The sequence below is a fragment of the Glycocaulis sp. genome (assembly GCF_051859565.1).
Taxonomy (GTDB): Bacteria; Pseudomonadota; Alphaproteobacteria; order Caulobacterales; family Maricaulaceae; genus Glycocaulis.
Window position 1 is genome coordinate 204,027 of the sequence record NZ_JBHYFK010000004.1, and the last position, 26,604, is coordinate 230,630.

Sequence of the window (26,604 nt, forward strand, 5' to 3'; positions counted from 1 at the left end):
CGCTTGCTCTGATGGTTCTTACTAGCGCTCTATCGTGCCTTCGCGGCGGATCTTCTTCTGTAGCTGGAGAATGCCGTAAACCAGCGCTTCGGCTGTCGGCGGGCAGCCCGGCACATAGATGTCCACCGGCACGATCCGGTCACAGCCACGCACCACCGAATAGGAATAATGGTAATAGCCGCCGCCATTGGCGCAGCTGCCCATCGAGATCACATAACGCGGCTCCGGCATCTGGTCGTAGACCTTGCGCAGGGCCGGAGCCATCTTGTTGGTGAGCGTGCCGGCCACGATCATCACGTCGGACTGGCGGGGCGAACCGCGCGGCGCCGCACCGAAGCGCTCAAGATCATAGCGCGGCATGGCCGCCTGCATCATCTCGACTGCGCAGCATGCCAGACCGAACGTCATCCACATCAGCGAGCCGGTACGGGCCCAGGTGATCAGATCATCGGCGCGCGCGACCAGAAAGCCCTTGTCGGCCAGCTGGTCTGACAGGCCATCAAAGAACGGGTCGTGTTTTTTCGGGTCGTATGCCGGAACGCCAGTGCGCGCCGCAGACATTGCCGGAACAGTGGGGGCCGGAACAGTGGGGTTCGCCATGATCGTCTACTCCCAGTCCAGGGCGCCCTTGCGCCACTCATAGAGGAACCCGACGGTCAGCACGCCGAGAAACACCATCATCGACCAGAAGGCGAAGATATTCCCCTCGAAGATCGGGAAAATCCACGGGAACAGGAATGCCACTTCCAGATCGAAAATGATAAAGAGGATTGCCACCAGGTAGAAGCGGACGTCGAACTTCATCCGCGCGTCCTCGAAGGCGTTGAAGCCGCACTCGTAGGTCGAGACCTTTTCCGGGTCCGGATCCGACGGCGCCAGCACGGCAGCCGCCACGATGAAGCCGATCCCCATTGCCAGTGCGATGGCAAAGAAGATCAGAACGGGAAGGTATTCCAGAAGTACCGCGTCCATTGTCCGCCCTGGCGTAGCTGATCAGCCCCGGATAGCCGGAACGCAGCCCTGCCGCGCCCAGCCGTTGCACAAGCCCCTGACAGAAGAACAGCCCTCCTGTCAATTTCGGCGGAAGCTAGTGCGCACCGCCCCCGCCCGCAAGCCATATGCAACACCAATTGAAGCGCATATTGCCGCTGCAAGCACCTGTTTTTGCGAGCCATTCTCATCTAGTGGGCCCAAACTCAGTCCCGGTTCATCTAAGCGACGGAAAATAGGCTGTCATTGCGTTGGACCTTATGAACCTGTTCCGGCTAGAGCGGAGCCCACACCATTGGCGCGAGCAAAAGCAGATATGAAAAAATTCCTCCTCCCCGGCATCGCCGTCATCATTGCCGCGCTGGCGGCGTACTGGGCATGGCAGTCGTTTTCATCACCCGGCGAAGGCAGCCTGCAGGTCGAGACGGACCGGATCGCCCCGCGCGACCTGTCACGTCAGGTTGCCTCTACTGGCTCAATCGCGCCGCTGATCACGGTGGAGGTTGGCTCCCAGCTTTCCGGCCAGATCCTCGAACTGATGGCAGACTTTAATGATGAGGTAGCCGCCGGACAGATCATCGCCCGTCTGGATCCGCAGACCTTCGAGACCCGCGTGCGCGAGGCGCAGGCCAGCGTGGAGGTGGCGCAGTCACAGGTTTCGGTCAGTCAGGCCAATCTGACCCGTGCGCGCGCCGAGGCGCGTGAAGCGCAGCGCGCCTTCGAGCGGGCGAGCGAGTTGGTTGAACGCGGAACCTTCTCACGCGTCCAGTTCGATACTGCCGAGACCGCGCGCGATTCTGCGGCAGCCAACGTTCAGGTAGCCGAAGCCAATCTCAGGAATGCCCGGGCCACGCTCGACCAGCGCGAGGCCAGCCTGGAAAGTGCGCAGGTTGATCTCGACCGCGCCACCATCCGATCGCCCATTGACGGCGTGGTTATCGACCGGCAGGTCGATGTCGGCCAGACGGTGGCCGCCAGCCTGAATGCGCCGGTTCTCTTCATCATCGCGCGCGATCTTTCACGCATCCAGATCGAGGCGCGGGTGGACGAATCCGATATCGGCCAGATCGCCGTGGGCCAGCCTGTCACCTTCGAGGTTGATGCTTTCCGGGAACGTGAATTCTCTGGTGAAGTGCGTCAGGTCCGGCTTGCCGCCATCGCCGAGCAGAACGTGGTCACCTACACGGTCGTCATCGAAGCCGACAATCCCGGCCAGCGCCTGCTGCCGGGCATGACGGCCAATGTGAACATCATCACCGGCGATGTTGCGGGCGCGCTCACCGTTCCGGCGACAGCCCTGCGCTTCCAGCCTCGCGGCGCAGCCGAAAGCCTTGTTGCGCCGGACGCCGCAGCCAGCACTCCTGCCCAGAGAGGTGGCGGCAATGCCATGATGGCCCGCCTGCTGGATCCGCTGGAGCTGCCTGATGACCGGCGGGCGCGGGCCGAGCAGGCCCTGCAATCGGCGTTTGAAAACATGCGCCGCAGCGGCCCTCCGGGCATGGGCGGCGGTGGTGGCGGTGGCAACATGCAGGCCATGTTGCAGCGCGCGCTCGGCGATGTCCTGACACCGGAGGAAATGACGCGTCTGAACGCGATGATGGCCGATGGTGCCCGGCGCAGTGGCGGGCGTCAGGGTGCGCGCGAGGAAGTTCAGCGCGGCACGATCTGGATACAGCGTGCTGACGGCCGGCTAGAGCCGCGCCCGGTGCGGGTCGGCCTGTCAGATGGCCAGTACACACAAGTCATGGGCGAAAATATCAGCGAAGGTGAGCGTGTCGTGGTGCGCGTGCGTGAGGTCCGCTGATGACGGATAGCGCTACGCTGATCAGGGCGCGCCAGCTATCGCGCGTTTACCAGCTGGGCGGCGGCGACGTTCATGCCCTGCGCGGGGTGGACTGCGACATTGCCGAAGGCGGCTATGTCGCCGTGATGGGCGCGTCCGGCTCGGGCAAATCCACCTTCATGAACATGCTCGGCGCACTCGACACGCCTACCAGCGGCGAGCTGACCATTGCCGGTCAGTCCCTCCTGAACCGCACAGCCGATGAACTGGCGGCGTTCCGCAACCAGACCGTCGGCTTCGTGTTCCAGCAGTTCAACCTGCTGCCGCGCACTACGGCGCTGGATAATGTCGCCCTGCCCCTGCTCTATCGCGGCATGCCAGCCTCAGAGCGGCGTCAACGCGCGGCGGCATGTCTGGAGATGGTGGGGCTGGGTGACCGTATGGATCACCACCCGTCCCAGCTGTCGGGCGGCCAGCAGCAGCGCGTAGCCATCGCCCGCGCCCTCTCCAATGAGCCGCGCATCCTGCTTGCCGACGAGCCTACGGGCGCCCTCGATTCAAAGACGTCCGACGATGTGATGGACATTTTCGACCAGCTGAATGCATCCGGCATCACCCTCATCCTCGTGACGCACGAGCCTGATGTGGGCGCGCGCGCGCGCCGCCGCATCGTTTTCCGGGACGGCAGAATCGTGGAGGACACACAATGAACTTCACCGCAGCGATAACCGTCGCGCTGACCGCACTGAGAGTAAACGCTCTGCGCAGCTTCCTGGCCATGCTTGGCGTTATCATCGGCGTCGGCTCGGTCATTGTGATGATCTCGATTTCCCAGGGCGCCAAAGCCGCCGTCGATGCGCAGATCAGCGCACTGGGCGCAAACTCGCTGCAGGTCCGCCCTGGCTCCTCCTTCCGGGGCGGGGTGCGCGGCGGTTCGGGGTCCGGCACGCCGTTGAGCGATGAGGATGTCGAGGCTCTGCGCGAGAACGTGCCTTATGTGATTGCAGCAGCCGGCATCATCCAGCAACGCGGTCTGACCGCCGTGGTCGACGGCGTGAACTGGTCCACCGAAGTGGCCGGCACGCACCCGGACTATTTCATCGTTCGTGAGTGGGCCGTCGTGGAAGGACGCGCCTTCACCGTGCCCGAGCTTGATGGCGCCGCCCGTGTTGCCGTGATCGGGCGCACCGTAGCCAACGAACTGTTTCCAGCTGGCGGCGCCACCGGCGCTGCCGTACGCATCAATGGCGTCCCGCTCGAAGTGGTCGGCGTACTCGCCGAGCGCGGCCAGTCCAGCTGGGGTCAGGACCAGGATGACGTGATTTTTGTTCCGGCAACGACCATGCGCGGCCGCCTGGGCGGGCTTTCCGCAGCCGGGGTACGCAATCCCGTCCAGTCTATCTGGCTGGGCATTGACCGCGCGCGCAACATGGACGCCGCCACCGAAGAGATCACCGACCTGATGCGCGTGCGCCGCAATATCCGCGTCGGCGGTACGGACGATTTTGCGGTCGTGAACTTCGCGGAATTTCTGCGCGCCCGCAACGAGACCGAAAGCCAGCTGGGTCTGCTACTCGCCGCGACCGCTGTGATCTCGCTCGTCGTTGGCGGGATTGGCATCATGAACATCATGCTGGTTTCCGTGACCGAGCGCACCCGCGAGATTGGCCTGCGCCTGGCCATCGGCGCCAAGCAGGCCGATATTCGCAACCAGTTCCTCATCGAGGCAGTCGTGCTGTGCGTGGCTGGCGGGCTCGTCGGCATGGCAGGCGGCGCTATCGGCGCGCTTGTCGTGGAATCGATGGGACAATTCCCCGTCTCGATTGAGCCCACGATCGCCTTTGTCGCCATCGGCGCCGCTGCCGGGGTGGGCATATTGTTCGGCTTCTATCCGGCACACCGGGCCAGCCAGCTAAACCCGATCGAGGCGCTGAGATACGAATAAGGGATATCCGGCGCGCGGCCTCAGATGACCGTCTCGTCCTTTTCGCCTGCAGGGTGTCCCCTTGTAGGCATGGACAGCAATTCGGGCAGAACATCGTCGCGGAACACGTCATGCAGGCGGCGCAGCTCTCCGGCCGGATCCTCATGCTCGTCAACGCGGATATCCCATAGCGGGTATTCCTCGGTAGAAACGATCAGAAGATTGGCCGAGCGTTCACCCTTGCGATCGCCCCCGGCTGCCTCGCCCGCCTCCACCGCGCGGATCAGGCGCTCATCAAATGGTGCATCGCAACTGCCTTGATACGCCTCTGCCATGGCCTCCAGCACGTGCGGACCCGCCAGCCGGTTGCCCTGCACCGAAAAGTCCACCCGCTCCAGCGCCCCTGCGTAGGCGATGCAGTCTGCGCCAGTCCATGTCACTGCAGGTCCGGTGGCCCCAATTACCGCCAGCTGCCGCTCGTCCGCGCGCGGATCAGCGCAAATCAGACGCTGCAACGCTTCAGCGGCATCAACCCCCTTCCGCAGCAATTCCATGGCATCGATCCCCAGATACGGATTGACCTTGGCTTGCGTCGCAGCCGCGCCGGCACCCGGCCAGGCATGGCTAAGCAGCTTGCCGACGGCTGGCATTTCCGTCAGTGCCGCCACGCCAAACAATTGGCCGCATGAAGAACGCGCAACGATGGAAAATGTCATGACAGCTCCGGGCAGCGCAGATCAATGATAATGGCGGAGTCGGGGTTCCGCCTTGCTTAGCCCCCACAACGTTATGTCAGGGCGGACGTTCCGCTTCGAGGTGGGGATCATTCTGTCCGTAGACGCATGGGTCACAAAACAACGGGCGGTTTCATAAAACCATCAAGACCGGCTGCTACCCCTCCTTGCACTCCAGTGACGAGAAAGGAGCGCCCAGATGCGTTTTGTCGCCGCCACGGCCATGGCTCTCGGCCTTGCCATCTCCGCAAGCGCGGACGAACCACGCGCGCTACCCAACCCGCCAGCCCCCCATGCGCCGGGTGCTCCTTACGCTCCGGCGGGCGTTCCCGACCGCATCATTCTGACTGTGGGCGCCGATCCGGCCCGGTCCGTCGGCATTACCTATCGCACTGACACACGCCAGAGCCTTGGCCGGCTGGAACTGGTTCGTGCGGTGCCCGGCCCGGCACAGAACCCGCAGCGTCAGATACTCGAGGCTGAGACCCAGGCGCTGGAAACCGGGAACGGCATCGCCCACCATCATCGCTTCGCGCTCGACGGTCTGGAACCCGGCACCGCCTACAGCTACCGCGTTGAAGGTGCCTATGGCTGGACCGGATGGATCGATTTTCGCACCGCTGCAGACAGCGACGAGCCCTTCCAGCTCGTCTATCTGGGCGATGTGCAAAACTATATCGGCGAAGTTGGCCATCGCGTGATTACGCAGGCTATCCGGCACGCCTCCAACCCGGCTGTCATCACCACGGCTGGCGATTTCGTATCCCAGCGCGCTGACATGGTCCACGACGATGAGTGGGGCCAGTGGTGGGACACTGGCACACTGCACTACGCCTCGATCCCTCACATCCCCGCCGCCGGCAATCACGAATACATTCCCGGCGAGATGCCAGATGGCAGCTCTGTTCGTGTGCTGGGACCGCACTGGCCGCTCCAGTTCGTCCTGCCGGAAAACGGTGTGCCGAGCGCGCAGGCAACCTCCTTCTATTCGGACTATCAGGGCGTGCGCTTCATCGTGCCGGATGTCACCGCCGTCCTGAGCCTTGGCCAGATGGAGGCCACTACTGACTGGATACGTGAAGTGGCCAGCGCCAGCGAAGCCAACTGGAACGTAGTGGTGATGCACCAGCCGCTCATCACCTGTGCGCGGCCCGAAAACACCGACCTGATCCACGAGTCCTGGCTGCCCATGTTTGAGGAGGTGGGCATCCATCTCGTCCTGCAGGGCCATGACCATTGCTATGGCCGCTGGAGCAATGCCGATAATCCGCGCCGTCCGGGCGCCGAACCTGCCCCGCAGACGGGCCCGGTCAGTATCGTGACCGTTGTCGGCGGCAAGATGTACGCGCTCAACGACCGTGTCGCCAATGAGGCGGATCGCTGGGGCGAAGGCACCCAGCTCTATCACCTGATCGACTTCTCGCGTGATGAGCTGGCCTACACCGCCTACACCGCTCAAGGCACGCTCTATGACGCCTTCACGCTCACGCGCAGGGACGACGGCGCGGTATGGATCGCCGACGATCTGGCCAGCCTGCCGCCCGTGCGTGAATGCGTGGATGACGATACCGGCCCGGACGGCTTTGCCTGCACCTCACGGGAGAAGTAACCCCCGGCAATATGCAGCCCTTAACGCAAAAAGGCCGCTCCTGAGGGAGCGGCCTTTTTGGGTATCTCTCTTGTGAAGAAGTGGCGCGAGTGACGGGGCTCGAACCCGCGACCTCCGGCGTGACAGGCCGGCACTCTAACCAACTGAGCTACACCCGCTTGGCACTTCTTCTCCGGGGCTGGCCCCGAACGAGATGGGTTACTTAATCGGCGTGTTCTGGCCGGTCAAGCCGGTTCGATCAGGCCGTAGTGAGGAAATACACAGCCATCCGCCCCTAGCCGGAATAATAGCTGCGATAGTTCTTGTAGTAGTAGGACGAACCTTCATACCCGTAGCGGGCCTGCGCGTTCATATCGACCTGCGCAAGCGCCACGCCCAGGACATTCGCCTTCACGTCGCGCAGCGTATCAAGAGCGCTGGCGGCCGCCTCGCGCGGCGTCGTCTTCCATTTGACGTTCATCACAACGGCATCCGCCTTGGCCGCGATGGCACGCGTGTCGGTAACGGCCAGTACCGGCGCAGTGTCTATCAGCACGAGATCATAACGTTCGCGCAGCACAGTCATGAGCGATTTGAAGGCATCGGAGTTGAACACGTCACGCGGTGTGAACTGCGATTCGACCACTGGCAGGATCTGCAATCCCTGTTCGGCATCGTCGACCAGCACTTCTTCAAGCGTGCAATCGCCGGACAATACTTCCAGCAGCCCCTTGCTGGCCTGAGGCGCGGCGGCCTTGGTCAGCAGGCGGCGGCGCAGATCGCAGTCCATTATCAGCGTGCGTGAGCCCGACATCGCCGATATCCGCCCGAGGGAATAGGTGGTCGTTGTCTTGCCCTCACCCGGCAGGGCGGACGTTATCGCGACAATCTTGTGAACGGTATCGATGTTGGAAAGCAGAATGGCTGAACGGATCACACGGAAGGATTCCGCAATTCCCGAGAGCGGATTTTCGCGGACATAGTCGTAAGGCTGATCGTCTTTGCCGGATCGCTTCTGGCCGAACCGCCCCTGAGTGAGCATCGGCACGGACGCAATATGTGCCGCGCCCAGCTCGCGTTCGACATCGGCCTCGGTGCGCACGCCATTATCAAACACTTCCAGCAGCACGATCGCCCCGGCGCCGGCCATGCCGGCCAGTATGAGGCCCAGAGCGAGATTGAGCAGCCAGCTGGGCGCACTTGGCTGCAGCGGAACCGGCGCACGTGCCACGATGCGCGCATCCGCTGTGGCAAGATCGTCCTGCTCGCTCGTCTGGCGGAAGCGGTTCAGAAAGGATTCGAATAAAGTGCGTGAGGCTTCCGCCTCCCGCTCAAGCTCGCGCAGCCGCACCAGAGCCCGGTTATTCGTTACCAGCTCATCGCGGAAACCCGACAGTGTGTTCTGAAGGGAGGCCACCCGTTGCCGGGCCACATTCACTTCTGTTTCCAGCCCGGCGACGATACGTTGGATTTCGCGGCTGATCTGCTCTTCCAGATCGGCAACCTCGCGCTCCACAGCCAGGAATTCCGGGTGACGCGGACCATAGCGCGAGGCCAGATCGCTGCGGCGGCGGCTGGTCTCGGTCTGCTGCGCACGCAAAGCGCGGATGGTTTCAGAGCGCAGCACCTCACCAATCGTATCAAGCGATGCACCACGCTGGAGCTGTGTCTGGACACTGCGAAGGGACGATTCAGCGGCCGACAGCTCGGCGCGCTGAATGGCCAGCTGCGCATTAAGGTCCGAAATCTGCTGCTCGGTCAGATTACTGCCGCCAGCATCCAGCAAGCCGTGCTCTGCGCGGTAAAGCTCTACAGCCTGCTCGGCCGTACGAACCTCTTCCCGCAGAACATCCAGCCGGTCATTCAGCCAGGTATTGGCCCGCTCCGTCGCGTCAAACTTTGCTTCCAGCTGCGACAGGAGATAGAGATCAGCGAACGCATTGGCGATGCGCGCCGCCTTGGCCGGATTCTCCGAGCGAAATCCGATCGATATGACATAGGTCATGCCCGAGCGGCGCGCGGTGAGCCGGTCGAGGACCGCCGAGGTCACCGCCTCCAGCGTACGCTGGTCGTCATCAATGCCGGCATGCGCCACCTGGGATGGTACGAGCGCCGACAGAAAGCCGCGAAGCCCCGCCACAATGGCGCCCAGTCCGGACGGTTCACGCAGGCTGCTATTGAGCTCAGGGTCCGCCGTCAGATCGAGGCTGTTGATCACCGCAAGCGCCAGTGAACGGCTCTGAATGAGCTGAACCTCGGTGTCGAGCGCCTGCGCATCCGACCCCACCCCGGTCAGCACGGCCTCGATATCGATCACCTGGGACTGCCGCGGATCAATGATCACGCTGGCCGTCGCGGTATATTGCGGCGTCATCTGCATCGTCACGATGACGGTCAGGGCGAACACAGCAAACGCGACAGCGGCGAAAACCGGGAGCCGCCGGCGGAATATCCGCCACAGCTGGCGCAGATCGACCAGTTCGTCTTCAGCGGGCTGTTCGGCATACACCTGCGGCTCGCTTCGATTATACGCCATGATTACCCCGGATTTTCTTTACGCGGCCATGCGGACACGCCCTCACCAGCGAAGTGCCGTCAGCTGCCAGAACTGTCAACTGGAAAGCAAATTCAGGGCCAGCGCGGGCCGCATCCGGTGTTGGCCTCAGTACTGCAGCACAACACCCAGCATGAAGCGGTTCGTGCTGAAATCGCGTGGCCCGGCTGTGCCTGACGAGCTCTGGTCGAGATGGCTATAGCTGGCCGTCAGGCCCACATTGCGGTTCATCAGATAGGTGGCCTGAACGGTCGCACCCCAGCGCTCATCCTCGCGGTCAATGCCCTGATACTCGTCGTTGGCGTAATCGACCCGCGCCGTCAGGATGACATTGCGCAGCAACTCATGGTCTGCCTGAGCGGACACGGACGTGCCGATATAACCAGCCGACGCCGCAATCCCGGAATCTTCAATGCCACGGCGGGCGGTGAAGGTGAACGTGGTCAGCTGGGTCGGGAACCATTCAAGCAGGCCGTCAATGCTGACACCGTCCACGCTGCCAAAGGCAGGACTGTCATACTCCTGCTTCATATAGCCGACGCCGATCTCGCCGCGCGCGAGGCCGCCAAGATCAAACTCCACGCCCACATCAAAGGTGTAACCGTCGGAATCGCGGTTGGTGGCAACAGCCGGCGGCGCGAGCCGGAAATCGCGCTGGTTATGCCGATAGCGGGCAAAAACCGCCGTATCCGGGCTGATCGCCCAGTCACCACGAAGGGTGAAGCGGTGCATGTCCTGATCGCGGAAATCCTGGCTCGCAACACCGCCACCGATCAGCAGCGCATCATCATAGTCCGATTTGGCAAAGTCATAACCGCCACGGATGCGCAGCCGGTTGAAGGTGTGCTCCGCACCGATGGCGAAGGTCGTTGTATCAAAGCGGATAGGCTCGGCAGCGAAGCCGGCAGCGCCGGCCGAGGTGCGCGGTTCGGTGCCCCGGCTGTGGGACGCAGACGCACCCACCGACGTGCCGCGATGGATGTCGAGCCGGCCACCCGCGCCGAGCGAATAGTCAGTCGTGCTCTCGGAGCCAAAATCGGCGTATTCGTTGCGGCGTACATCGGCGAAGGCGTTGAAGGCATGGCGCGACCAGGTGGTATCGACCGTGACGGAAGGATTGACCACGAAGATCGTGTCGGATTCTTCATTCGTCGCCGTTGCGAAAATGTTGTCGTTGAACTCGACACCGAGGTTCAGCGCCGGGCGCCAGATGAATGCACCTGCCCTGACTCCGAGCGCATCATATTCCGGACGCGGGCGCTGCGTGACACTGACATTACGGTCGCGATCCCAAAGCCATTGCGCGTCGGCATCTCCGGCAGCTGCAACGTTCGCTGCGCCGCCAGCCGTCAACGTCAGTGCAACCGTCCCTACGCCCGAAAACAGCTTGTTCTTAAGGCCAACCATCTCGTCCCCACCTTATGATACGTCACGCACCCTATACCCGGCTGGACGGCGCAATGTCTGTCTGACAATCCGCCGCCGGGTCCGCCAGCTTTAGTAGTCAGAGCCGCCACGGCCGCCCGGGGGCGGAGGCGGAGGCGGGGTGGGCGAGCTGCCAGCAGGGCCGCCAGGCACACCGGCAACACCGGAGCTGGAGAGCTGGGCAGCAGCGCTTTGTGTTGCTGCCTGCGCGGCTGGGGTTTGCATGACAGGGCTGGCCGACGCGATGGCAAGAGCAGCAGCAGCCGTCTGGCTGTCAGCGCCGGAAGCAACGATCGCCGCGACGATGGCAGCCTCAATCTCCTCGGCGGTGGCATCCGGACCGAGAGCGGCAACGGCAGCTACGATGGCGTCGGCGACTTCCTGCGCGGTCGGCGCCTGTTGCACGGCGGCCGTGGCATAAGCCGGAACGCTCACGGCACCAGCCGGAACCAGACCAAATACCGCGGCGCCCAAAACAGCTTTAGAAAACTTGATAACGGATTTCATAGTAAACCCCTGTAAATTTACCTTCGGTTTACTACTAACAAAACCATCCGGGGGAAACCAGCGGGATTCCGTGAGAATCCCGAATTTTGGCAATGGATGCGGCGATCTTTGTTGCCAGATGCAAAAATGCCACGCCGCGCCATGAGTCCAGAGCCGCGAGTGCGGGCTGCATGCGTGCAGGTCACGGCTTACAGTTCGATTATACATTCTTTAAGTGCTGGAATCGTAGTATTTGGCGATCTGCAAAAGAAATGAGGCCAATGCGATGGCTATCAATGCACGGTCTGAAAATGCGGAAAGCACAGTTTCCGGCGCACTGTCCGATGACATAGCTATTCCTGCCATGAGCAATCCGGCAGCTTTTCTGCTGGACGCGGGCACAAATAGCTTCCCCCCTGCCCCTTCGCCTGCCCGCACTCTCCAGCACCAGCTTGATGCACAGCTGACCGGATTTAGCGTTCACATTACCGAGTCAGCTATTCCCAGCGGAAAGCCCCAATGGTCCGCGCGGCGCACGCTCGCCCTCATACTGGTCAGCAACGGCGTGGCCTGGGCAGCGCTGGCTTGCGCAATATTCGCGCTGACGCGCTAGACGGCCCGAAACACCCGGAAATTCACACCAAGGCGCCGGGCGCAGTTCGCCATCAGCGCGATCAGTGATGTTCATCTTGTGGGAATGAGCGTCGCGATGGCAGGCCCTAGGGGAATCGAACCCCTCTTTCCAGGTTGAAAACCTGGCGTCCTAACCGATAGACGAAGGGCCCGCATCAGCGCGAGAGCGGTTCTATATCCAAGCAGAATCCCTCACGCAAGCCCTGCGGGTAGCTTCTTGTGCAAGATTGCGCAGTGCAGCTGCGTTCAACCTGCTGCTGCCATGTCTTCCAGATGCAGCTCTGCCTTGCGCCCGAAACGGTTGTCTTCCGCCTTGATGCGCCCGGCCGCATGCCATCGGCGGTCGTGTCCACTGCCCAGCGCCTCGCCGAGCGGCTTTCCCAGTGCCCGGAACGCTATCCCGGACACCTGCGCGCCGGTATCCGCCTCGAAGGTGAAGCGCAGATGGCCGGTTCCGACCTCCTTCACAAAGCGTATGCGCAGGTCAGACAAGGCAAAGCGCGGCTCGGGATTACCCATGCCGAACGGAGCGGCCAGTTTCAGAGATTCCCCGAAATCGAAATCGACCGCTGCGGGATGAACAATCCCGTCCAGCCGCAAGGTCCGGGCCTCATCGGCTGCTGCCCATTCCGGCGCGAGCCTTTCGGCGAGAAAGTCGCGAAACGCGCCGATCCGCGCCGCCTCTATGGTCAGCCCCGCCGCCATGGCGTGTCCGCCGCCCTTCTCCAGCAGGCCCGCCTCACGCGCGGCCAGAATCGCATTGCCCAGATGCACGCCGGGACAGGACCGCCCCGATCCTTTCCCGATGCCGTTCTCCACGCCAATCACGATGGTGGGCCGGTTGAACTGGTCCTTGATGCGCCCCGCCGCGATGCCGATCACGCCGGGATGCCAGCCCTCCCCGGCCAGCACGATCACCGGACCACCGGCGTCAATGCGCCCGGACTCAATCTCGTCTAAAGCAGCCGTCAGCACGGCGTCCTCGATGGCCTTGCGTTCGGCATTGAGCCGGTCGAGCTCCAGCGCGATTTCGCGTACGCGGGCGGGATCCTCTGAGCCCAGCAGCTCCAGACCCAGCCCGGCCACGCCTACGCGGCCGCCCGCATTGATGCGGGGGCCCAGCAGGAAGCCTGCATGATAGGGACTGGCCGGTCCTGTCAGGCCAGACACCTCCGCCAGCGCCGCCAGCCCGGCCTTCTGCCATCCGCTCATCACTTTGAGGCCTTGCGTGACGATGGCGCGGTTGGGCCCGGTCAGCGGCACGACATCGCAAACCGTCCCCAGCGCCGCCAGATCGGTCATAGCGAGAATATCGGGCTCTGGCCCCTTGAAAGCGCCCCGCGCCCGCCCTTCGCGGTTGAGCGCTGCCAGAAAGACCAGCGTGACGCCAGCCGCCGCCATATGCCCGCAGCCCGATGTGTCACCGGGCTGGTTGGGATTGACCAGCGCCAGCGCGGGCGGCGGCGGTCCGTCCATCAGATGATGATCGATCACCACCACCGGCAGGCCCATGCCGGCAGCACTTTCCAGCGCGCCATGCGCCGCCGCGCCGCAATCGACCGTCACGACCAGCCCTGCCCCGGCCGCCTTCAGGCTGGCGAAGGCTTCGGCGGAGGGGCCATACCCCTCCTCGATGCGGTCAGGCACATAGGTCAGCGCCTCCTGCCCCACCGCCCGCAGCCAGCGCACCAGCTGCGCGCCGGAGCTGGCTCCGTCGACATCATAGTCGGCAAAGATGGCGATGCGCGTGCCAGCCTCCACGGCGTCCCAGACGGCGCGGGCGGCGGCATCCATGCCCTTGAAGCTGGACGGATCGGGAAAGCTGTCACGCAGGCGCGGGGACAGGAAGGCGGACGCGTCACCGGCGCCAATCCCGCGCGCGGCCATCAGCCGTGCCAGCGCATCATTGCAGCCGGTGGCGCGCACAATCGCTGCCACCGCTTCATCTGACGCTTCACTGAGCGCCCATGCCCGGCCGGTCACCGATGCGGTTACGCCAAAGAGCGGTTCGCGGCCAGCCATTGGCGGTCAGCTGCCCTCCACAAAGCGCTGGGTGGTGATGATGCGGCGTGAACGCGGCGCGGAAGACAGGAGCAGGGTCTGCGTCGTCACCGTGCCCGGACCGTTCGTCACCGCCTCCAGCAACTGCCCGCCCGTGACGCCGCTGGCGACAAACAGGCAGTCCATGGACGCCAGTTCAGCGCCCGAATACTTCCGGTCGAGATCCTTGATTCCCGTCTTCGCGGCGCGCGCGCGTTCGTCATCATTGCGGAAGAACAGACGGCATTCGATCTGACCGCCAAGACAGCGCAGGGCCGCCGCTGACAGCACGCCTTCTGGCGCGCCGCCCTGTCCGACATACATATCCACCGGCCTCGCGGGATCGGCTGCAGCAATGACCGCGGCCACGTCACCATCCGGGATCAGCACCACGCGCGCCCCGGCCGCACGTACACCGTCAATGATGGACTGGTGGCGCTCGCGCTCCAGCACGCAAACGGTAATGTCAGAGACCGGCACGCCTTTGGCCTTGGCGACGGCGGCCACGTTCTCGCCAACCGGCCTGTCCAGGTTGATAACGCCTGCAGGCAGGCCAGGGCCCACCGCAATCTTGTCCATATAGGTGTCTGGCGCATGCAGCAGGCCGCCGCGCGGCGCGAGTGCCAGCAGGGTCAGGGCTTCGGGCTTGCCGTCAGCGGTTAGCGAGGTGCCTTCCAGCGGATCAAGCGCAATATCGATTTCCGGGCCTTCGCCGGTGCCGACCTCTTCGCCGATATACAGCATCGGCGCTTCGTCGCGCTCGCCTTCCCCGATCACGATACGTCCGCGCATGGGCATGTCGTTGAACGCCTTGCGCATGGCATCGACCGCCGCCTGATCGGCAGCAATCTTGTCACCGTGTCCGGCAAGGCGGGCGGCGGCGATGGCTGCGCGCTCGGCAGCCTCAACAGCACCAAGGGCGAGATGGGATAGAGACGACGAGGTCATTTAACAGACATTCCTTGTGTGAAAGGCAGAGTTGGCGAGCAGTAGCGCTCAGTCCCGGCGGGCAGGCGGAGGCGGAGGCGTGGCCCGCTCACGCGCCTGCTGGCCGTACACCAGAGGATCAATGGGAGGAAGCTGGATCAGCTGAGCCTGCGAAACCACCAGATCGCGCGTATCGGCCAGCTCACGTGCCGCAGTGGCCATTCGCCAGCTTTCCATCGCCGGGCGCGGTATTTCCGGCACGAAGGCGGGCGCCTCCCGGCCGGGGTCCTCGGCCATGCGCGCCTGTGTCCATGCGGACTCCCCTTCCGGCACTGTCACCAGTGCGCAAGCTGAAAGGAGCGGCCCGGCAAGCGCCGCACTCATGAGCAAGGCAGTCAGGGTGCGCAAGACAGTTATCCTCCCGAAGGGATTGGACGGATCACACGCTTTCTATACGCTTCGCTTCATCAGTGTCACGCCCTACCGGAAGTGCTGTCTGCCATGGCCGAGAAGAAAACGCCCCCCAAACGCAAGAAACCCGCACCATCCGGCAAGAAACCGGCGGCAAAAGCAGCAGCGGCCAAGCGCGCGTCCAAGCCTAGACAGGACGCGGCAAAGCCGGCGCCAACTGGCGCAGCGCCTGCATCCGAGTCACCCTTCCCGGCCCTGCCCGCAGCCGATCTGGAAACGCTGGAGAGCATCTCGCGCAATGTCATGCAGTCTGCGCTGAAGAGCCAGAAGCTGATGGCGGACATGATGCGGCGCTCTCTGGAGGGTGATCCGGCCCTGACACCGCAGGCGGATCCGCTGCATGCCTCGCCGGAACTGGCACAGACGTGGGAGAATGTGCTCGGCGACCCTGAATTGCTGCTGCAGGCCCAGTCAGACCTCTACCGCGGCTATCTGGATTTGTGGGCCGGTGCCACGAAGAAGATGTTGGGGGAGGACGCCCCGCCGGTCATCGAACCGGAAAAAGGCGACAAGCGCTGGCGTGCACCTGAATGGACCGAACATCCCATGTTCGACGCCATGCGCCAGTCCTACCTGCTAAATCAGCGCTTCCTTTTGAGCCTCGTCAACAATGCCAAAGGCATAGACGAGGAGACGCGGCGCAAGGTGAATTTCGTCACCCGCCAGATGATAGACGCCATGTCGCCGACCAATTTTGCCCTGACCAATCCGGACGTGCTTAAAGCCACGTTCGAGACCAAGGGCGAAAACCTGTCACGCGGGCTGATGAATCTCGTCAACGACCTGGAACGTGGCAATGGCCGCCTCGCCCTCACCCAGACAGACATGGAAGGCTTCGAGGTCGGCAAGGATCTCGCCGCCACGCCCGGCGATGTCATCTACCGCAATGCGGTGATGGAGCTGATCCAGTATGCGCCGGCGACCGATACCGTGCGCCAGCGCCCGATTCTGATCGCGCCGCCCTGGATCAACAAATTCTACATCATGGACATGCGCCCGCAGGGTTCGCTGATCCGCTGGCTGACTGAACAAGGCTTCACCGTCTTCCTGATCTCGTGGGTCAATCCCGATCAGTCCATGAAGGACGCGACGTTCGAGGATTATATCCGCCAGGGCCTGTTTCAGGCGCTGGAATGCGTGGAGCAAGCCACCGGCGAGCGGCAGGTGGACGCGATCGGCTATTGCATTGGCGGCACCATGCTGGGCAGTGCGCTCGCCCTGATGGCAGCCGAGAACGATGACCGAATAGCCTCTGCCACCTTCTTTGCCGCGCAGCTGGATTTCGAGCTGGCAGGCGAGCTTCTGGTCTTCATCGATGATGAATGGTTCAAGGAGATCGGCCGGCTGATGGACGTACAGGGCGGCGTGCTGGACGGGCGCACCATGGCCGACACGTTCAACATGCTGCGCGCGAACGATCTGGTCTGGTCCTTCGTCATCAACAACTATCTGCTCGGCAAGACGCCGCAGGCTTTCGACCTGCTCTACTGGAATGCCGACCAGACGCGCATGCCCAAGACCCTGCACCTCTACTATCTGGAGAAGTTCTACAAGAACAACGCATTGTCCAAAGGCGAGCTGGAGCTGGGCGGGCACAGGCTGGACCTGAAGAAGGTCAAAATCCCCGTCTTCATGCAGGCCAGCAAGGAAGACCATATCGCCCCGGCGGACTCGGTTTACCGCTCCGCGCGCCTGTTCGGCGGCAAGACGCAATACATGATGGCGGGGTCGGGCCATATCGCGGGCGTGGTCAATCACCCCGATGCGAACAAATACCAGCACTGGATCAATGAGGCCCTGCCAGAAACCCGCGAGGATTGGCTAAAGGGCGCAAACGAGCACCCCGGCTCCTGGTGGCCGCACTGGAAGGCGTGGCTATTGTCGATGAACGATACCCAGGTGCCTGCCCGCAAACCCGGCGGGGGCAAGCTGAAACCCTTGTGCCCGGCGCCGGGGGAGTATGTGAAGGTGCGGAGTTGAGTCCCGACTTTTTAGACCTCGATGGCTTGATAGTACTTCTTGCTATGGCAGGAGTAGTAGTGGTCGCCATCGGCACCCACATCATCCGACGCCACAAGCGAACTTACGTAAGTGTCACGGCAACGGCTCTCGTTTGCGGCGACAAGCGAACGATCACCATTCCGCTCGAATCCATTGTCGGCATCCACGCCATTTCAATTGACAAGATCACTTATGAAATCTGGGGTCTGGAACTGCAGACGCGCTCGGCGACACATCATCTGGATGAGGAGCTGAAAGGGTTTGAAATGGCTGTCACGCGGCTTGGAAACTACTTCGGATTCGATGCCAAGTCGGTCATTGCTTCTGCCAACGCTGCCTTAATCAAAAAACCGTTCGACAGGTTTCGGTGCACTGTGTGGACAGCTAGCGCCAACTGATAATGCAGCTCGGCCCGAAAGTACGCAGTTAGGAAGCGGGCCAACGTCACTCCGTCCGCTGAGAGGATTGTATGCCCAAGATAGATTTGAACAGGGCACCGGAGCGCACAGGGTCCGGTTACCCGCCGCCATTTGATGCGCCGTGCGCGGCTCGCGTCCGGCAACGGCTCGGTGACGCTGGCGGAATAACCGATTTTGGCGTCAATCTCATGCGCCTGCCCCCGGGCGGCTGGTCGAGCCAGCGTCACTGGCACACGCACGAGGACGAATTTGTCTACGTACTCGAAGGTGAGCTGGTCCTAGTCGAAGATGACGGTGAAACGCTGCTACGCGCAGGCGATTGCGCCGCCTTTCCAAAAAATACCGGCAATGGCCATCATCTGGTCAACAGGTCCAACGCCACCGCCCTATATCTGGAGGTGGGCTCGCGCCAGCCAGCCGATATCACCACCTGTTCCGACATCGACATGATGAGTGCCAATTCCGACGGCCGTTTCGTGCGGAAGGACGGGACACCGTTACCCTGAGGGCACAACACCCCTACGCCGGGGCAAACGCGTGGCCGGAGCTAGAGCCAGCCCTACTCCCCCGCCCGTACCTGCGACCCCTCCGTCACCAGCAGGGTCAGTTCCAGCGCATCGCCTTTGACGAGGTTATAGCCTGACACGCTGGCGAGTGGGCGTACCCTGATCCCGCGCACGGCGAGCGCGGCGTCAAAGCCCTCTCGCTCGGCAGCGTCCACGATAGCGAGCCCGCAGGCCGGGTCATTCGCCAGCACATCGGCAGCGGCGTCGGCATTGTCCGCCAGCAAAGCTTCTGTCCCGAGATAGAAGGCGTTGGACGGCTCACGATAGCCGAGTGTGGCTATGGAGAGCGTCTCGCACCCTTCCAATCGGTCCACCACACGCCCTACCCGCTCAGAGGGCCACATGGCGTCGATATTGGGGATGACCACGCCGAACATCGCGCCATAAACCGCAATCGCGCCGACACCGGCCAGGCCCAGCGTGCGTAATGATGGCGCGAAGGCCAGCACACCAACAGTTATCAGGCCCACCACGCCCGCAACCGCCGCGACCCAGGCATCGATACCTATTTCTCCATTGAACTCGATATGAGCCGCAATCGGCAGCGCGATCAGCACGCCGGAGACGGCCAGCGCCGCTGCCGCCACTGCCCAGTGGAAAATGCGCTGCTTCAGGCCCGTCAGCACCCCCGGCACGTCTTTCAGCGCCAGCCCCATCAGGATGGCAATGGCCGGGAAGGTCGGCACGACATAGTGCGGCAGCTTGGTGGTGACCAGCTCGAACACGATCCAGGTCGGCACGATCCACGCCACCAGAAACAGGATCGTCCGGTCTGTCCGGTTCTTCCACGCCGCCAGCACCGCCAGCGCCAGCAGCGCGGCCGCCGGCCAGAGCGTGACGGGCGACAGCATGAGGTGGAAGCCCAGCGGCCCGGTATGGTTCTCAGCCGCTTCAGAGACCTTGCGTAGCATCGACCAGCCGACAGCTTCGGCCAGGAACGCCCCGTCGGTCACGATTGTGACGGCGACCAGCCAGGGCGCGGCAATAGCGATGACGACCAACAGGCCAAGGCCGGGCCGTATCCGCCGCAACAGGTCAAAATCGCGCGTCAGCGCAATAAAGCCCACCAGCGTCAGACCCGTCACCATGGTGAAGATCGGCCCCTTGATGAGGATGCAAACGCCCGTCGCCGCCCACAGCGCCAGCGGCCAGCCGATAAAGGTCGGTCGCTTTTCGGTAATCTTCAAGGCGAGCATGGCCAGCGAAATCTGTGCCAGCATGCCAAACCCCAGCAGCAGCGCGTCGGTCTTCGCGGTGCGCGCCTCCACCTGCAGGGACAGGGCAATGGCGAGCACCAGACCGGCGGCGATCCCCACTTGCGGCGAGAACAAACGGCTGCCCAGCCAGCCTGTCATGATGATCGCGGCCAGGACGCCCAGCAGGCTGGTCAGACGGTGCGCCCAGACCGGAGCCTCCGCGCCGCCGAACGGCGTCGTGGTGATCACCTGCGCCCAATAAGTGCCGACGGGCTGCTTGTGGCGCGCCTCGTCCTGAAAGCGGATGTCGATGAAATCTCCGGTTTCCATCATCTGCCGGCTGGCCTGCATATAGCGGGACTCGTCGCGGTCCATGGCCGGAATGGAGAAAAAGCCCGGCAACATCGCCGCCAGGGCCACCAGGATCAGCAGGAGATAGGCATAGCGGTTCAGCCCGCCGCGCGCGCCCGGTGTCTGGAGCGTTTCAAGCCACCCGTTCATGCTGCACGACATCCCCGTTCTGGCGGCCCAGCAATAATTCCGGCGCCGGCACATGGGTACGCCGCATCAGCCAGACCACGCCCATCAGATCAAACAGGCCTGCCGCCGCACGCCCGATATTGGTGTATTTGGATTCGCCCGCCGCACGCGCACGGTTGACCACCGGCACGCTGACATAGCTGAACCCCAGATGGACACTGAAGGCCGGGATATAGCGGTGCAGCGCGTCAAAGAACGGCATGGCCAGAAACAGGTCGCGTACCACCAGCTTCAGTCCGCAGGCCGTATCCGGGCAGGAATCATTGAGCAGGCTGGATCGCAGGCCGTTGGCAAAGCGCGAGGCGAACTTGCGGCTGTTGCCGTCGGTGCGGTTCTGGCGCCAGCCCGCGACAAGGGCGCGTTCGCCCGCCACATCCAGATCAATCTCGGCCACCATGTCGAGGATCGAGCGCGGATCGTCCTGGCCGTCCCCGTCCATCGTGGCGACCCAGATCGAGCGCGCGGCGATCATGCCGGTGCGCAGGGCCGCGCTCTTGCCCGAACGCTTTGGATGCCGGATCAGGCGGATGCGGCTCTCCTGCGCCATCAGTCCCGACAGCGCCTCGGCGGTTCCGTCGGTACTGCCATCATCAATGACAAGAAACTCTGTTTCGGGAATCGCGGCGGTAATGACATCGCGCGCTTCGCGTACCACCGAGTCGATGCTCTGCGCCTCGTTCAGCGCCGGAATGAGAACAGTCAGCCGCGGTACGCGAACAGATGACGCCATTGTGGACAGGCTTCCAGATTTATGCGCAGAGCGGGATCGCCCGGCACAGCTATTGTGCATAGCATGCACAATCAGCCATTGGAAACTGCCATGCACTGCACGGTAAAGGCACCCTCCAAACGCAAACGGGCGGCGCCATCTGGCACCGCCCGTTCCGCATTCCACAATGGGAAAGATCGCTTAGCGCTTCGAGAACTGGAAGCTGCGGCGGGCTTTCTTCTTGCCGTATTTCTTACGCTCGACCACGCGGCTGTCACGGGTCAGGAAGCCACCGGCTTTCAGGACGCCGCGCAGGGCCGGCTCGTAATAGGTCAGCGCCTTGGAGATGCCGTGACGCACCGCACCGGCCTGGCCGGAGAGGCCGCCGCCAGTGACCGTGGCGTACACGTCGTACTGGTCGACGCGCTCAGCCGTCTCGAACGGCTGGGCCAGCATCATGCGCAGCACCGGGCGGGCGAAATAGACTTCCTGCTCGCGGCCGTTGACGACGATCTTGCCGGCACCCGGCTTGATCCAGACGCGGGCGATGGCGTTCTTGCGCTTGCCGGTGGCATAGGCGCGGCCATGCTCGTCGATCTTCGGTTCAGCAACGACCTTGTCTTCGGTTGCGGTGACAACCGGAGCATCGGCCTGCTTCATCGCCGATTTCAGGTCTTCAAGAGAGCGTGCTTGTTCGGCCATTATGCGCTCCGCACGTTTTTGGTATTGAGGGACTTGAAGTCGACGACTTCCGGCTGCTGGGCCTCATGCTTGTGCTCGGAGCCAGCATAGACGCGCAGTTTTCCAAACTGGGTGCGCGCCAGCGGGCTTTCTTTCGGCAGCATGCGCTTGACGGCGTTCTCCAGAACGCGCTCGGGGAACTTGCCCTCAATCAGCTTGCGCGGGCTGGTTTCCTTGATACCACCCGGGTGGCCGGTATGGCGGTAGTAGCGCTTGTCTTCGTACTTCTTGCCCGTGAACACCACCTTGTCGGCATTGATGACCACAACGTGGTCGCCACAATCGGTGTGCGGGGTAAAGTCGGGACGGTGCTTGCCGCGCAGACGGGTCGCGATATAGGCCGCGAGACGGCCGACAACGGCCCCTTCGGCATCAATCACAACCCATTTGTGTTCAACGTCTGCGGGCTTGGCGGAGAAGGTCTTCATCGCGTGGGCCTTGAAACTGGACAGCGAAGCCGGAACCGCCCGGCCTCTCATGGGATGCGGGCTGTTACGCCCACCAGCGATTGGTGTCAACACTGTCCATGAAAAACGCTGTAATTCAGCATGATAACAATGCGGTATATAATTACCGCATATTTTGAGCGGATGCAGCACACGCTCCGCACGCACTGTCATGCGCCTGCCAAATCACCTATAGATTATCGACACCCCGCTATCACCCCGGCCCTTTTTTCCTGGAGATATGAGATGCCACTTTCCCGCCGCCGGTTTCTGGGCACCGCCGCTGCCACGGCAACGGCCTTTGCCGGGCTGGCGGCACTGACGGGCTGCAACGGGGCTGCGCCGCGCAATTATCTCAATCAGGTGCGCGGCTACGGTCCGCTCCGCCGCGACGGGCGCGGACTGTTCGATCTGCCTGCCGGCTTCTCCTACACAAGCTTTTCCGAAACCGGACAGGAGATGAGCGACGGCCTTCTGGTGCCCGGTGATCATGATGGCATGGCCTGCTTTCCCGGCGCCTCCGCCGATCAGGTCATTCTGGTCCGCAATCACGAACTCAATCCGGGCGAAACGGAGAAATCCCCGTTCGGGCAGGATCATGGCCTGCTTGACCGTATCGATCCCTCCTACCTCTACGACACCCTGCCCGGCGGCGAGCCGCATCTGGGTGGCACCACGACCGTCCATTACAATCTTCGCACCCGGCGCGTGGAGCGCGAGTTCCTGTCGCTCGCCGGGACGGTCAACAACTGCGCAGGCGGGCCAACGCCGTGGGGCAGCTGGATCAGCTGCGAGGAAACCCTGATGCAGCAAGGCAGCGTGGCGCGGCTGGACCATGGCTGGAACTTTGAAGTTCCGGCGTCAGCTACCGGCCTTGTCGAGCCTATTGCGCTGCGCGGGATGGGCCGCTTCCGCCATGAAGCCGTCGCCGTCGATCCGGACACTGGGATTGCCTACCAGACTGAAGATGCCGAGCCGGGCCTCTTCACCCGCTTCATTCCCGACCGCCGGGGCGAATTCTGGCGCGGAGGAAAGCTGCAGGCTCTGGCCATTCGCGGCCGGCCCGGCGCCGATACCCGCAACTGGGAGGACAGCGCCGATCCCATTCCCGTCGGCGAGACGCTGGATGTGGTCTGGGTGGATCTGGAAGCCATCCACAACCCGGAGAATGACCTTGCACCGCGCTCCATAGCAGCGGGAGCGGCCAACTTCACGCGCGGCGAAGGCGCCTGGTTCGGCGAAGGCGAGCTCTATTTCTGCTGTACCGATGGCGGTCCGGCCCAGATCGGCCAGATCTGGCGCTACCGCCCCAGCCCCTATGAAGGGACGCCGCGCGAGCGCGAGGCACCGGGCCAGCTGACCCTCTTTGTGGAATCGACCAATGCGCGCCTGCTCGAGAAGTGCGACAACATCACAATTGCGCCTTGGGGCTACCTTATAGTTGTCGAGGATGGCGACGGGGAACAATTCATCCGGGGGGTCACACCCGCCGGACAACTCTACACGATCGGCCGCAACGCGGCTCCTGATGCAGATGGCGAATACAGCGAGATAACAGGCCCATGTTTTTCACCGGACGGAACGACGCTTTTCTTCAACGTGCAGAAGGGGCCAGGGCGCACCTTCGCCGTACGCGGACCCTGGGAGCGGCGCTCGCTGGCATCTGCCTAGCCGCCGCGCTGACGGCCTGCGAGGAGCCACCGGCAACCGAAGACCGCGAGCGCACCGAGACCACAGCCAATATCCGCACCGTCCCCGTAACGGGCATGACGCAGGAAACCAGCGCGGCCGATCACATCGCGCTCCTGCCCAATGGCGAGGCACGCGATGCCGGTCTGGTCATCACCTCGATCCGCGGCGGCGGGTTTGACGCGTTCAACGATTTTGGCGAGCGCATCTTCCAGACGGCTGGTCCTGCCCTGACCAGCCTGGTGGCCGTGCCTGCGTTCGACATGCGCGGCACCACGCTCCCACTTCTTTTCGGCAGCGATGCCGACCGGCTGGTACGCGGCTTCATCGTATTGCCGGGCATGCAGGCCATCGAGCCTCTGCCTCTGGACGTCGCCAGCGTCAGCGACCCGGTGGAGGGTGTGTGCCTTTATCGTCAGGGCACTGGCTTCATTGAGCTGGCCCTGCTGCATGCCAACCGGCGCGCGACCGTCTGGCGGATGATGGACACAGGCGGGGAACGCCTGTCGCTCAACCGCACCGCCGAGATCGCCCTGCCCTTCACCGCAGAGCGCTGCGCGGGCGTGGACGGCGATATCGTGATCGGCAGCGCCACAGGCGGGCTTGCCCGGGTTGAGGCCAGCGGCTCGGTCCGCGCCGATGCCGACGGCATATCAGTGGCGCACTTTGCCTATACCGAGCTTTATGGCCGCCCGGTCGTGCTGGTGCCGCTGGCGGCAGAAGGCGTCATCGGCGTGTTTGACGCGCGCACGCTGGAGGAGATTTCCGCCATTGAAGTGCGCAGCGAAATGTCGATTGCGGGGCTGCGGCGCCCCGGCGCAATCACGGTCACCGACCTGCCCTTCAGCGGTATGGGCTTCTCCACCGGCCTTGCCGCCATTCACGATGGCGAAGATGGCCGGATCAAGCTGGTGACGCGCGACGTGCTGGGCCGGGCTGTTACCGCGCCGGAATAGTTCGCGCCAAAGCGGCGGCTTCATTCTGCTTGCGGAAGACGCGCGCCCGCGCCATCGTTCTCGTCAGGGTCCGGCTAATCGCTGGCATCTGTTCAGGGGGCGGCGATGTATGTTCCAAAATGGCTTATTGGCGTAGTAGCCGTGATCTTTATCGGGTTTGCCGTCTGGACGAGCTTGCTGCTCACCGGACGCAATCCCCTGCCCTTTCCTGATTTCGGCTCGCGCATCTATTCGGCCTCATCGCCGGAGGCCAAGGAAGTGGTGGTGGAAATTCTGCGCCGCCACGGCGTCTATGAGCGGTTTCAGGTCAATACCGATGGCGTACTCCGTTCCATCATGATGGACGGCACCATCATCAACCACCCGACCCCGGAAGTTTTCGAACGCGTCGGGTCAGCGGCTGCCTGCATCGGGCTTGTCAGCAATGATCCTGAAACCAGCGCGGCTGAAGCTGCCGCCCTGCTGCGCGATGCGGGCTTTTCCGGCGAGGTTCTGCTGGATGCCGAGCCCGGCCTGCCAATCGCCTTCGTGCTTACGGATGCGTTGAACGGCTCCTGCCTGAACTTCAGGCCTCACATCACACGGATGCCGTCGCCTTAGCGGGTGTTACGCCCTGTGTCCGCGCCGTCAGCCAGGCGGTAAAACCCGCCATCAGGAAGAGCGCAATCGCGCCGCCCTGATGGGCGAGCGACAAATTCAGCGGCGAGGCCGAAACCAGCGTCCAGATGCCCAACGCCACCTGCCCGGCGATCAGGACCGGCAGGACGGTTCCTGCCCGGCGTAGATCCTCCGCGCCGGTGCGCCATAGCCGGAAGGCCAGCACGCCCCCCAGAATGGCCAGCGCATATCCCACCCAGCGATGCTGGAACTGCACCGCTGGCAGGCTTTCAAACACGGCGCGCCAGATGGGCAGGCCTGAGAGATACCCCTCCGGCACCAGCTGCCCCTCAAAGCCCGGCCAGGTGGTGAAGATGCGCCCTGCCCCGGTACCCGCCACCAGCGCGCCGAGCGCAATCTGGAACAGCACCGCGCCCCAGAACGCGCTGGCGAGCGTAAACAGCTTTCCGCGCTGAAGGATGGGCGTCTTGCCGTAGCGCAGCTCCAGCGCCGTCCACAGCGTCAGGCCGAGAATGGCGAACGCCATGATGAGGTGGGTGGCAAGCCGGTACTGGCTGACCGAGACGCGCTCTGTCAGCCCGGAGGCGACCATCCACCAGCCAATCGCGCCCTGCAGCCCGCCCAGTGCAAACAGCACCCATAGCCGCGTCTGCAGACGCTGCGGCACACGCCGGGTGAACAGGAAGAAGGCGAAGGGCAGCGCAAACGCAAAACCGAGGAAGCGGCCAAGCTGGCGATGGCCCCACTCCCACCAGTAGATGAACTGGAATTCCTCCATGCTCATCCCGCGATTCTGCAGCTGGTATTGGGGAATCTGGCGGTATTTCTCCAGCTCCTCCTGCCAGCCTGCATCCGTCATCGGCGGAATGGCCCCGGTCACGGGCCGCCATTCGGTGATGGAGAGGCCCGATCCGGTCAGCCGCGTCGCCCCGCCCACCACGATCATCGCGATGACCAGCACGGCTATCACCACCAGCCACCAGAACATGGCGCGGCTGGTGCCTTCCTGGGAAAACGGACGCGGCAGAGCTGTATGGGCGGACATGGGCGGCCTCTGGTCAACAAGTGCTGGCCCGCTACTTATCGCGTTGGCGGCATCCTGCAAGCGATGCGCGCGCTTTCGCCGCGCTGCCTGCTCACAACCAAGCGCAAATCGGGGCTGGCGTCA

At 63.3% G+C, this 26,604-nt stretch carries 25 protein-coding genes and 2 tRNA genes; 11 read left to right on the plus strand and 16 right to left on the minus strand.

Going from position 1 to position 26,604, the window contains the following annotated elements:
• Nucleotides 1-21 precede the first annotated feature (21 nt).
• Nucleotides 22-600: a NuoB/complex I 20 kDa subunit family protein gene (locus ACTIGC_RS07590; protein ID WP_127567190.1), complete on the minus strand. Its 579-nt coding sequence runs from the start codon at nucleotides 598-600 to the stop codon at nucleotides 22-24.
• A gap of 6 nt (nucleotides 601-606) precedes the next feature.
• Complete coding sequence (locus tag ACTIGC_RS07595; protein ID WP_127567192.1) at nucleotides 607-972, minus strand: NADH-quinone oxidoreductase subunit A; 366 nt, start codon at nucleotides 970-972, stop codon at nucleotides 607-609.
• A 334-nt stretch (nucleotides 973-1,306) separates the two neighbouring features.
• Here ACTIGC_RS07595 and ACTIGC_RS07600 point away from each other — a divergent pair, with 334 nt between their 5' ends.
• Genes ACTIGC_RS07600 through ACTIGC_RS07610 form a run of 3 tightly spaced genes read left to right on the plus strand, consistent with a single transcriptional unit; the run spans nucleotide 1,307 to nucleotide 4,718 of the window.
• Nucleotides 1,307-2,794: an efflux RND transporter periplasmic adaptor subunit gene (locus tag ACTIGC_RS07600; protein ID WP_439633821.1), complete on the plus strand. Its 1,488-nt coding sequence runs from the start codon at nucleotides 1,307-1,309 to the stop codon at nucleotides 2,792-2,794.
• Nucleotides 2,794-3,483, plus strand: a complete 690-nt coding sequence (locus ACTIGC_RS07605; RefSeq protein ID WP_439633822.1) for an ABC transporter ATP-binding protein — start codon at nucleotides 2,794-2,796, stop codon at nucleotides 3,481-3,483. Before ACTIGC_RS07600 ends, ACTIGC_RS07605 begins: the two co-directional genes overlap by 1 nt.
• A complete protein-coding gene (locus ACTIGC_RS07610) occupies nucleotides 3,480-4,718 on the plus strand; it encodes an ABC transporter permease (protein WP_439633823.1) in 1,239 nt (412 codons plus the stop codon). Before ACTIGC_RS07605 ends, ACTIGC_RS07610 begins: the two co-directional genes overlap by 4 nt.
• A 20-nt stretch (nucleotides 4,719-4,738) precedes the next feature.
• On the opposite strand, the gene ACTIGC_RS07615 is transcribed toward ACTIGC_RS07610, so the two are convergent.
• On the minus strand, nucleotides 4,739-5,413 hold the full coding sequence (locus tag ACTIGC_RS07615) for a DUF1028 domain-containing protein (RefSeq protein ID WP_439633824.1): 675 nt from the start codon (nucleotides 5,411-5,413) through the stop codon (nucleotides 4,739-4,741).
• A 217-nt stretch (nucleotides 5,414-5,630) separates the two neighbouring features.
• Here ACTIGC_RS07615 and ACTIGC_RS07620 point away from each other — a divergent pair, with 217 nt between their 5' ends.
• Nucleotides 5,631-7,040 carry a fibronectin type III domain-containing protein gene (locus ACTIGC_RS07620; protein ID WP_439633825.1) on the plus strand — a complete coding sequence of 470 codons (1,410 nt, stop codon included), beginning with the start codon at nucleotides 5,631-5,633 and terminating at the stop codon, nucleotides 7,038-7,040.
• 81 nt (nucleotides 7,041-7,121) lie between these two features.
• Here ACTIGC_RS07620 and ACTIGC_RS07625 read toward each other — a convergent pair.
• From ACTIGC_RS07625 to ACTIGC_RS07640, 4 genes are all read right to left on the minus strand, one after another.
• A tRNA-Asp gene (locus ACTIGC_RS07625) sits at nucleotides 7,122-7,198 on the minus strand.
• Nucleotides 7,199-7,314: 116 nt separating this feature from the next.
• Entirely contained in the window at nucleotides 7,315-9,555 is a 2,241-nt protein-coding gene (locus ACTIGC_RS07630; RefSeq protein ID WP_439633826.1) for a GumC family protein, read from the minus strand.
• A 126-nt stretch (nucleotides 9,556-9,681) separates the two neighbouring features.
• Nucleotides 9,682-10,980 (minus strand): outer membrane beta-barrel protein, encoded by a 1,299-nt coding sequence (locus tag ACTIGC_RS07635; RefSeq protein ID WP_439633827.1) that lies wholly within the window; start codon nucleotides 10,978-10,980, stop codon nucleotides 9,682-9,684.
• 90 nt (nucleotides 10,981-11,070) lie between these two features.
• Nucleotides 11,071-11,433, minus strand: a complete 363-nt coding sequence (locus tag ACTIGC_RS07640) for a hypothetical protein (RefSeq protein WP_439633828.1) — start codon at nucleotides 11,431-11,433, stop codon at nucleotides 11,071-11,073.
• A 337-nt stretch (nucleotides 11,434-11,770) separates the two neighbouring features.
• Here ACTIGC_RS07640 and ACTIGC_RS07645 point away from each other — a divergent pair, with 337 nt between their 5' ends.
• Entirely contained in the window at nucleotides 11,771-12,097 is a 327-nt protein-coding gene (locus ACTIGC_RS07645) for a hypothetical protein (RefSeq protein ID WP_439633829.1), read from the plus strand.
• Between the two features lie 97 nt (nucleotides 12,098-12,194).
• Here ACTIGC_RS07645 and ACTIGC_RS07650 read toward each other — a convergent pair.
• The 4 genes from ACTIGC_RS07650 to ACTIGC_RS07665 form a co-directional block, all read right to left on the minus strand.
• Nucleotides 12,195-12,269 (minus strand) — tRNA-Glu (locus ACTIGC_RS07650).
• 94 nt (nucleotides 12,270-12,363) lie between these two features.
• Complete coding sequence (gene recJ, locus ACTIGC_RS07655; protein WP_439633830.1) at nucleotides 12,364-14,139, minus strand: single-stranded-DNA-specific exonuclease RecJ; 1,776 nt, start codon at nucleotides 14,137-14,139, stop codon at nucleotides 12,364-12,366.
• Between the two features lie 6 nt (nucleotides 14,140-14,145).
• Nucleotides 14,146-15,105: a class II fructose-bisphosphatase gene (glpX, locus tag ACTIGC_RS07660; RefSeq protein ID WP_439633831.1), complete on the minus strand. Its 960-nt coding sequence runs from the start codon at nucleotides 15,103-15,105 to the stop codon at nucleotides 14,146-14,148.
• A 48-nt stretch (nucleotides 15,106-15,153) separates the two neighbouring features.
• Entirely contained in the window at nucleotides 15,154-15,468 is a 315-nt protein-coding gene (locus tag ACTIGC_RS07665) for a hypothetical protein (protein ID WP_439633832.1), read from the minus strand.
• A gap of 117 nt (nucleotides 15,469-15,585) precedes the next feature.
• On the opposite strand from ACTIGC_RS07665, the gene phaC reads away from it, so the two are divergent.
• The 3 genes from phaC (at nucleotide 15,586) to ACTIGC_RS07680 (ending at nucleotide 18,481) form a co-directional block, all read left to right on the plus strand.
• Entirely contained in the window at nucleotides 15,586-17,535 is a 1,950-nt protein-coding gene (phaC, locus tag ACTIGC_RS07670) for a class I poly(R)-hydroxyalkanoic acid synthase (RefSeq protein WP_439633833.1), read from the plus strand.
• Nucleotides 17,536-17,594: 59 nt separating this feature from the next.
• The gene (locus ACTIGC_RS07675; RefSeq protein ID WP_439633834.1) at nucleotides 17,595-17,954 is read left to right on the plus strand and encodes a hypothetical protein; all 360 of its coding nucleotides are present in this window, start codon (nucleotides 17,595-17,597) and stop codon (nucleotides 17,952-17,954) included.
• A 71-nt stretch (nucleotides 17,955-18,025) separates the two neighbouring features.
• Nucleotides 18,026-18,481 carry a cupin domain-containing protein gene (locus ACTIGC_RS07680; RefSeq protein WP_439633835.1) on the plus strand — a complete coding sequence of 152 codons (456 nt, stop codon included), beginning with the start codon at nucleotides 18,026-18,028 and terminating at the stop codon, nucleotides 18,479-18,481.
• A gap of 53 nt (nucleotides 18,482-18,534) precedes the next feature.
• On the opposite strand, the gene ACTIGC_RS07685 is transcribed toward ACTIGC_RS07680, so the two are convergent.
• The 4 genes from ACTIGC_RS07685 to rplM all read right to left on the minus strand — a co-directional run bounded on the left by ACTIGC_RS07685 (nucleotide 18,535) and on the right by rplM (nucleotide 22,155).
• Nucleotides 18,535-20,238 (minus strand): ArnT family glycosyltransferase, encoded by a 1,704-nt coding sequence (locus ACTIGC_RS07685; protein ID WP_439633836.1) that lies wholly within the window; start codon nucleotides 20,236-20,238, stop codon nucleotides 18,535-18,537.
• Nucleotides 20,222-21,007 (minus strand): glycosyltransferase family 2 protein, encoded by a 786-nt coding sequence (locus ACTIGC_RS07690; RefSeq protein ID WP_439633837.1) that lies wholly within the window; start codon nucleotides 21,005-21,007, stop codon nucleotides 20,222-20,224. The genes ACTIGC_RS07685 and ACTIGC_RS07690 overlap by 17 nt, the downstream gene beginning before the upstream one ends.
• Nucleotides 21,008-21,187: 180 nt before the next feature.
• Nucleotides 21,188-21,688 carry a 30S ribosomal protein S9 gene (rpsI, locus tag ACTIGC_RS07695; RefSeq protein WP_439633838.1) on the minus strand — a complete coding sequence of 167 codons (501 nt, stop codon included), beginning with the start codon at nucleotides 21,686-21,688 and terminating at the stop codon, nucleotides 21,188-21,190.
• Entirely contained in the window at nucleotides 21,688-22,155 is a 468-nt protein-coding gene (gene rplM / locus ACTIGC_RS07700; RefSeq protein WP_439633839.1) for a 50S ribosomal protein L13, read from the minus strand. Before rplM ends, rpsI begins: the two co-directional genes overlap by 1 nt.
• A 264-nt stretch (nucleotides 22,156-22,419) precedes the next feature.
• On the opposite strand from rplM, the gene ACTIGC_RS07705 reads away from it, so the two are divergent.
• From ACTIGC_RS07705 to ACTIGC_RS07715, 3 genes are all read left to right on the plus strand, one after another.
• Nucleotides 22,420-23,844, plus strand: coding sequence for an alkaline phosphatase PhoX (locus ACTIGC_RS07705; RefSeq protein ID WP_439633840.1), 1,425 nt, complete (start codon nucleotides 22,420-22,422; stop codon nucleotides 23,842-23,844).
• A gap of 95 nt (nucleotides 23,845-23,939) precedes the next feature.
• Entirely contained in the window at nucleotides 23,940-24,818 is an 879-nt protein-coding gene (locus ACTIGC_RS07710; RefSeq protein ID WP_439633841.1) for a hypothetical protein, read from the plus strand.
• Between the two features lie 105 nt (nucleotides 24,819-24,923).
• Nucleotides 24,924-25,418: a hypothetical protein gene (locus ACTIGC_RS07715; protein ID WP_439633842.1), complete on the plus strand. Its 495-nt coding sequence runs from the start codon at nucleotides 24,924-24,926 to the stop codon at nucleotides 25,416-25,418.
• Here the strand turns inward: ACTIGC_RS07715 and ACTIGC_RS07720 are convergent.
• Nucleotides 25,396-26,481: a COX15/CtaA family protein gene (locus tag ACTIGC_RS07720; RefSeq protein WP_439633843.1), complete on the minus strand. Its 1,086-nt coding sequence runs from the start codon at nucleotides 26,479-26,481 to the stop codon at nucleotides 25,396-25,398. The genes ACTIGC_RS07715 and ACTIGC_RS07720 overlap by 23 nt on opposite strands.
• Between the last annotated feature and the right edge of the window lie 123 nt (nucleotides 26,482-26,604).

Excerpts from the sequence above, each read along its gene's own strand:
- ACTIGC_RS07690 (WP_439633837.1), bottom strand. The coding sequence starts at position 21,007 with ATGGCGTCATCTGTTCGCGTACCGCGGCTGACTGTTCTCATTCCGGCG.
- ACTIGC_RS07620 (WP_439633825.1), top strand. The coding sequence starts at position 5,631 with ATGCGTTTTGTCGCCGCCACGGCCATGGCTCTCGGCCTTGCCATCTCC.
- recJ (WP_439633830.1), bottom strand. The coding sequence starts at position 14,139 with ATGGCTGGCCGCGAACCGCTCTTTGGCGTAACCGCATCGGTGACCGGC.
- ACTIGC_RS07710 (WP_439633841.1), top strand. The coding sequence starts at position 23,940 with ATGACGCAGGAAACCAGCGCGGCCGATCACATCGCGCTCCTGCCCAAT.
- ACTIGC_RS07685 (WP_439633836.1), bottom strand. The coding sequence starts at position 20,238 with ATGAACGGGTGGCTTGAAACGCTCCAGACACCGGGCGCGCGCGGCGGG.
- rpsI (WP_439633838.1), bottom strand. The coding sequence starts at position 21,688 with ATGGCCGAACAAGCACGCTCTCTTGAAGACCTGAAATCGGCGATGAAG.
- ACTIGC_RS07720 (WP_439633843.1), bottom strand. The coding sequence starts at position 26,481 with ATGTCCGCCCATACAGCTCTGCCGCGTCCGTTTTCCCAGGAAGGCACC.
- ACTIGC_RS07665 (WP_439633832.1), bottom strand. The coding sequence starts at position 15,468 with ATGAGTGCGGCGCTTGCCGGGCCGCTCCTTTCAGCTTGCGCACTGGTG.
- ACTIGC_RS07590 (WP_127567190.1), bottom strand. The coding sequence starts at position 600 with ATGGCGAACCCCACTGTTCCGGCCCCCACTGTTCCGGCAATGTCTGCG.
- ACTIGC_RS07610 (WP_439633823.1), top strand. The coding sequence starts at position 3,480 with ATGAACTTCACCGCAGCGATAACCGTCGCGCTGACCGCACTGAGAGTA.
- ACTIGC_RS07645 (WP_439633829.1), top strand. The coding sequence starts at position 11,771 with ATGGCTATCAATGCACGGTCTGAAAATGCGGAAAGCACAGTTTCCGGC.
- ACTIGC_RS07595 (WP_127567192.1), bottom strand. The coding sequence starts at position 972 with ATGGACGCGGTACTTCTGGAATACCTTCCCGTTCTGATCTTCTTTGCC.
- phaC (WP_439633833.1), top strand. The coding sequence starts at position 15,586 with ATGGCCGAGAAGAAAACGCCCCCCAAACGCAAGAAACCCGCACCATCC.
- ACTIGC_RS07705 (WP_439633840.1), top strand. The coding sequence starts at position 22,420 with ATGCCACTTTCCCGCCGCCGGTTTCTGGGCACCGCCGCTGCCACGGCA.
- ACTIGC_RS07600 (WP_439633821.1), top strand. The coding sequence starts at position 1,307 with ATGAAAAAATTCCTCCTCCCCGGCATCGCCGTCATCATTGCCGCGCTG.
- ACTIGC_RS07615 (WP_439633824.1), bottom strand. The coding sequence starts at position 5,413 with ATGACATTTTCCATCGTTGCGCGTTCTTCATGCGGCCAATTGTTTGGC.
- ACTIGC_RS07635 (WP_439633827.1), bottom strand. The coding sequence starts at position 10,980 with ATGGTTGGCCTTAAGAACAAGCTGTTTTCGGGCGTAGGGACGGTTGCA.
- ACTIGC_RS07715 (WP_439633842.1), top strand. The coding sequence starts at position 24,924 with ATGTATGTTCCAAAATGGCTTATTGGCGTAGTAGCCGTGATCTTTATC.
- ACTIGC_RS07680 (WP_439633835.1), top strand. The coding sequence starts at position 18,026 with ATGCCCAAGATAGATTTGAACAGGGCACCGGAGCGCACAGGGTCCGGT.
- rplM (WP_439633839.1), bottom strand. The coding sequence starts at position 22,155 with ATGAAGACCTTCTCCGCCAAGCCCGCAGACGTTGAACACAAATGGGTT.
- ACTIGC_RS07630 (WP_439633826.1), bottom strand. The coding sequence starts at position 9,555 with ATGGCGTATAATCGAAGCGAGCCGCAGGTGTATGCCGAACAGCCCGCT.
- ACTIGC_RS07605 (WP_439633822.1), top strand. The coding sequence starts at position 2,794 with ATGACGGATAGCGCTACGCTGATCAGGGCGCGCCAGCTATCGCGCGTT.
- glpX (WP_439633831.1), bottom strand. The coding sequence starts at position 15,105 with ATGACCTCGTCGTCTCTATCCCATCTCGCCCTTGGTGCTGTTGAGGCT.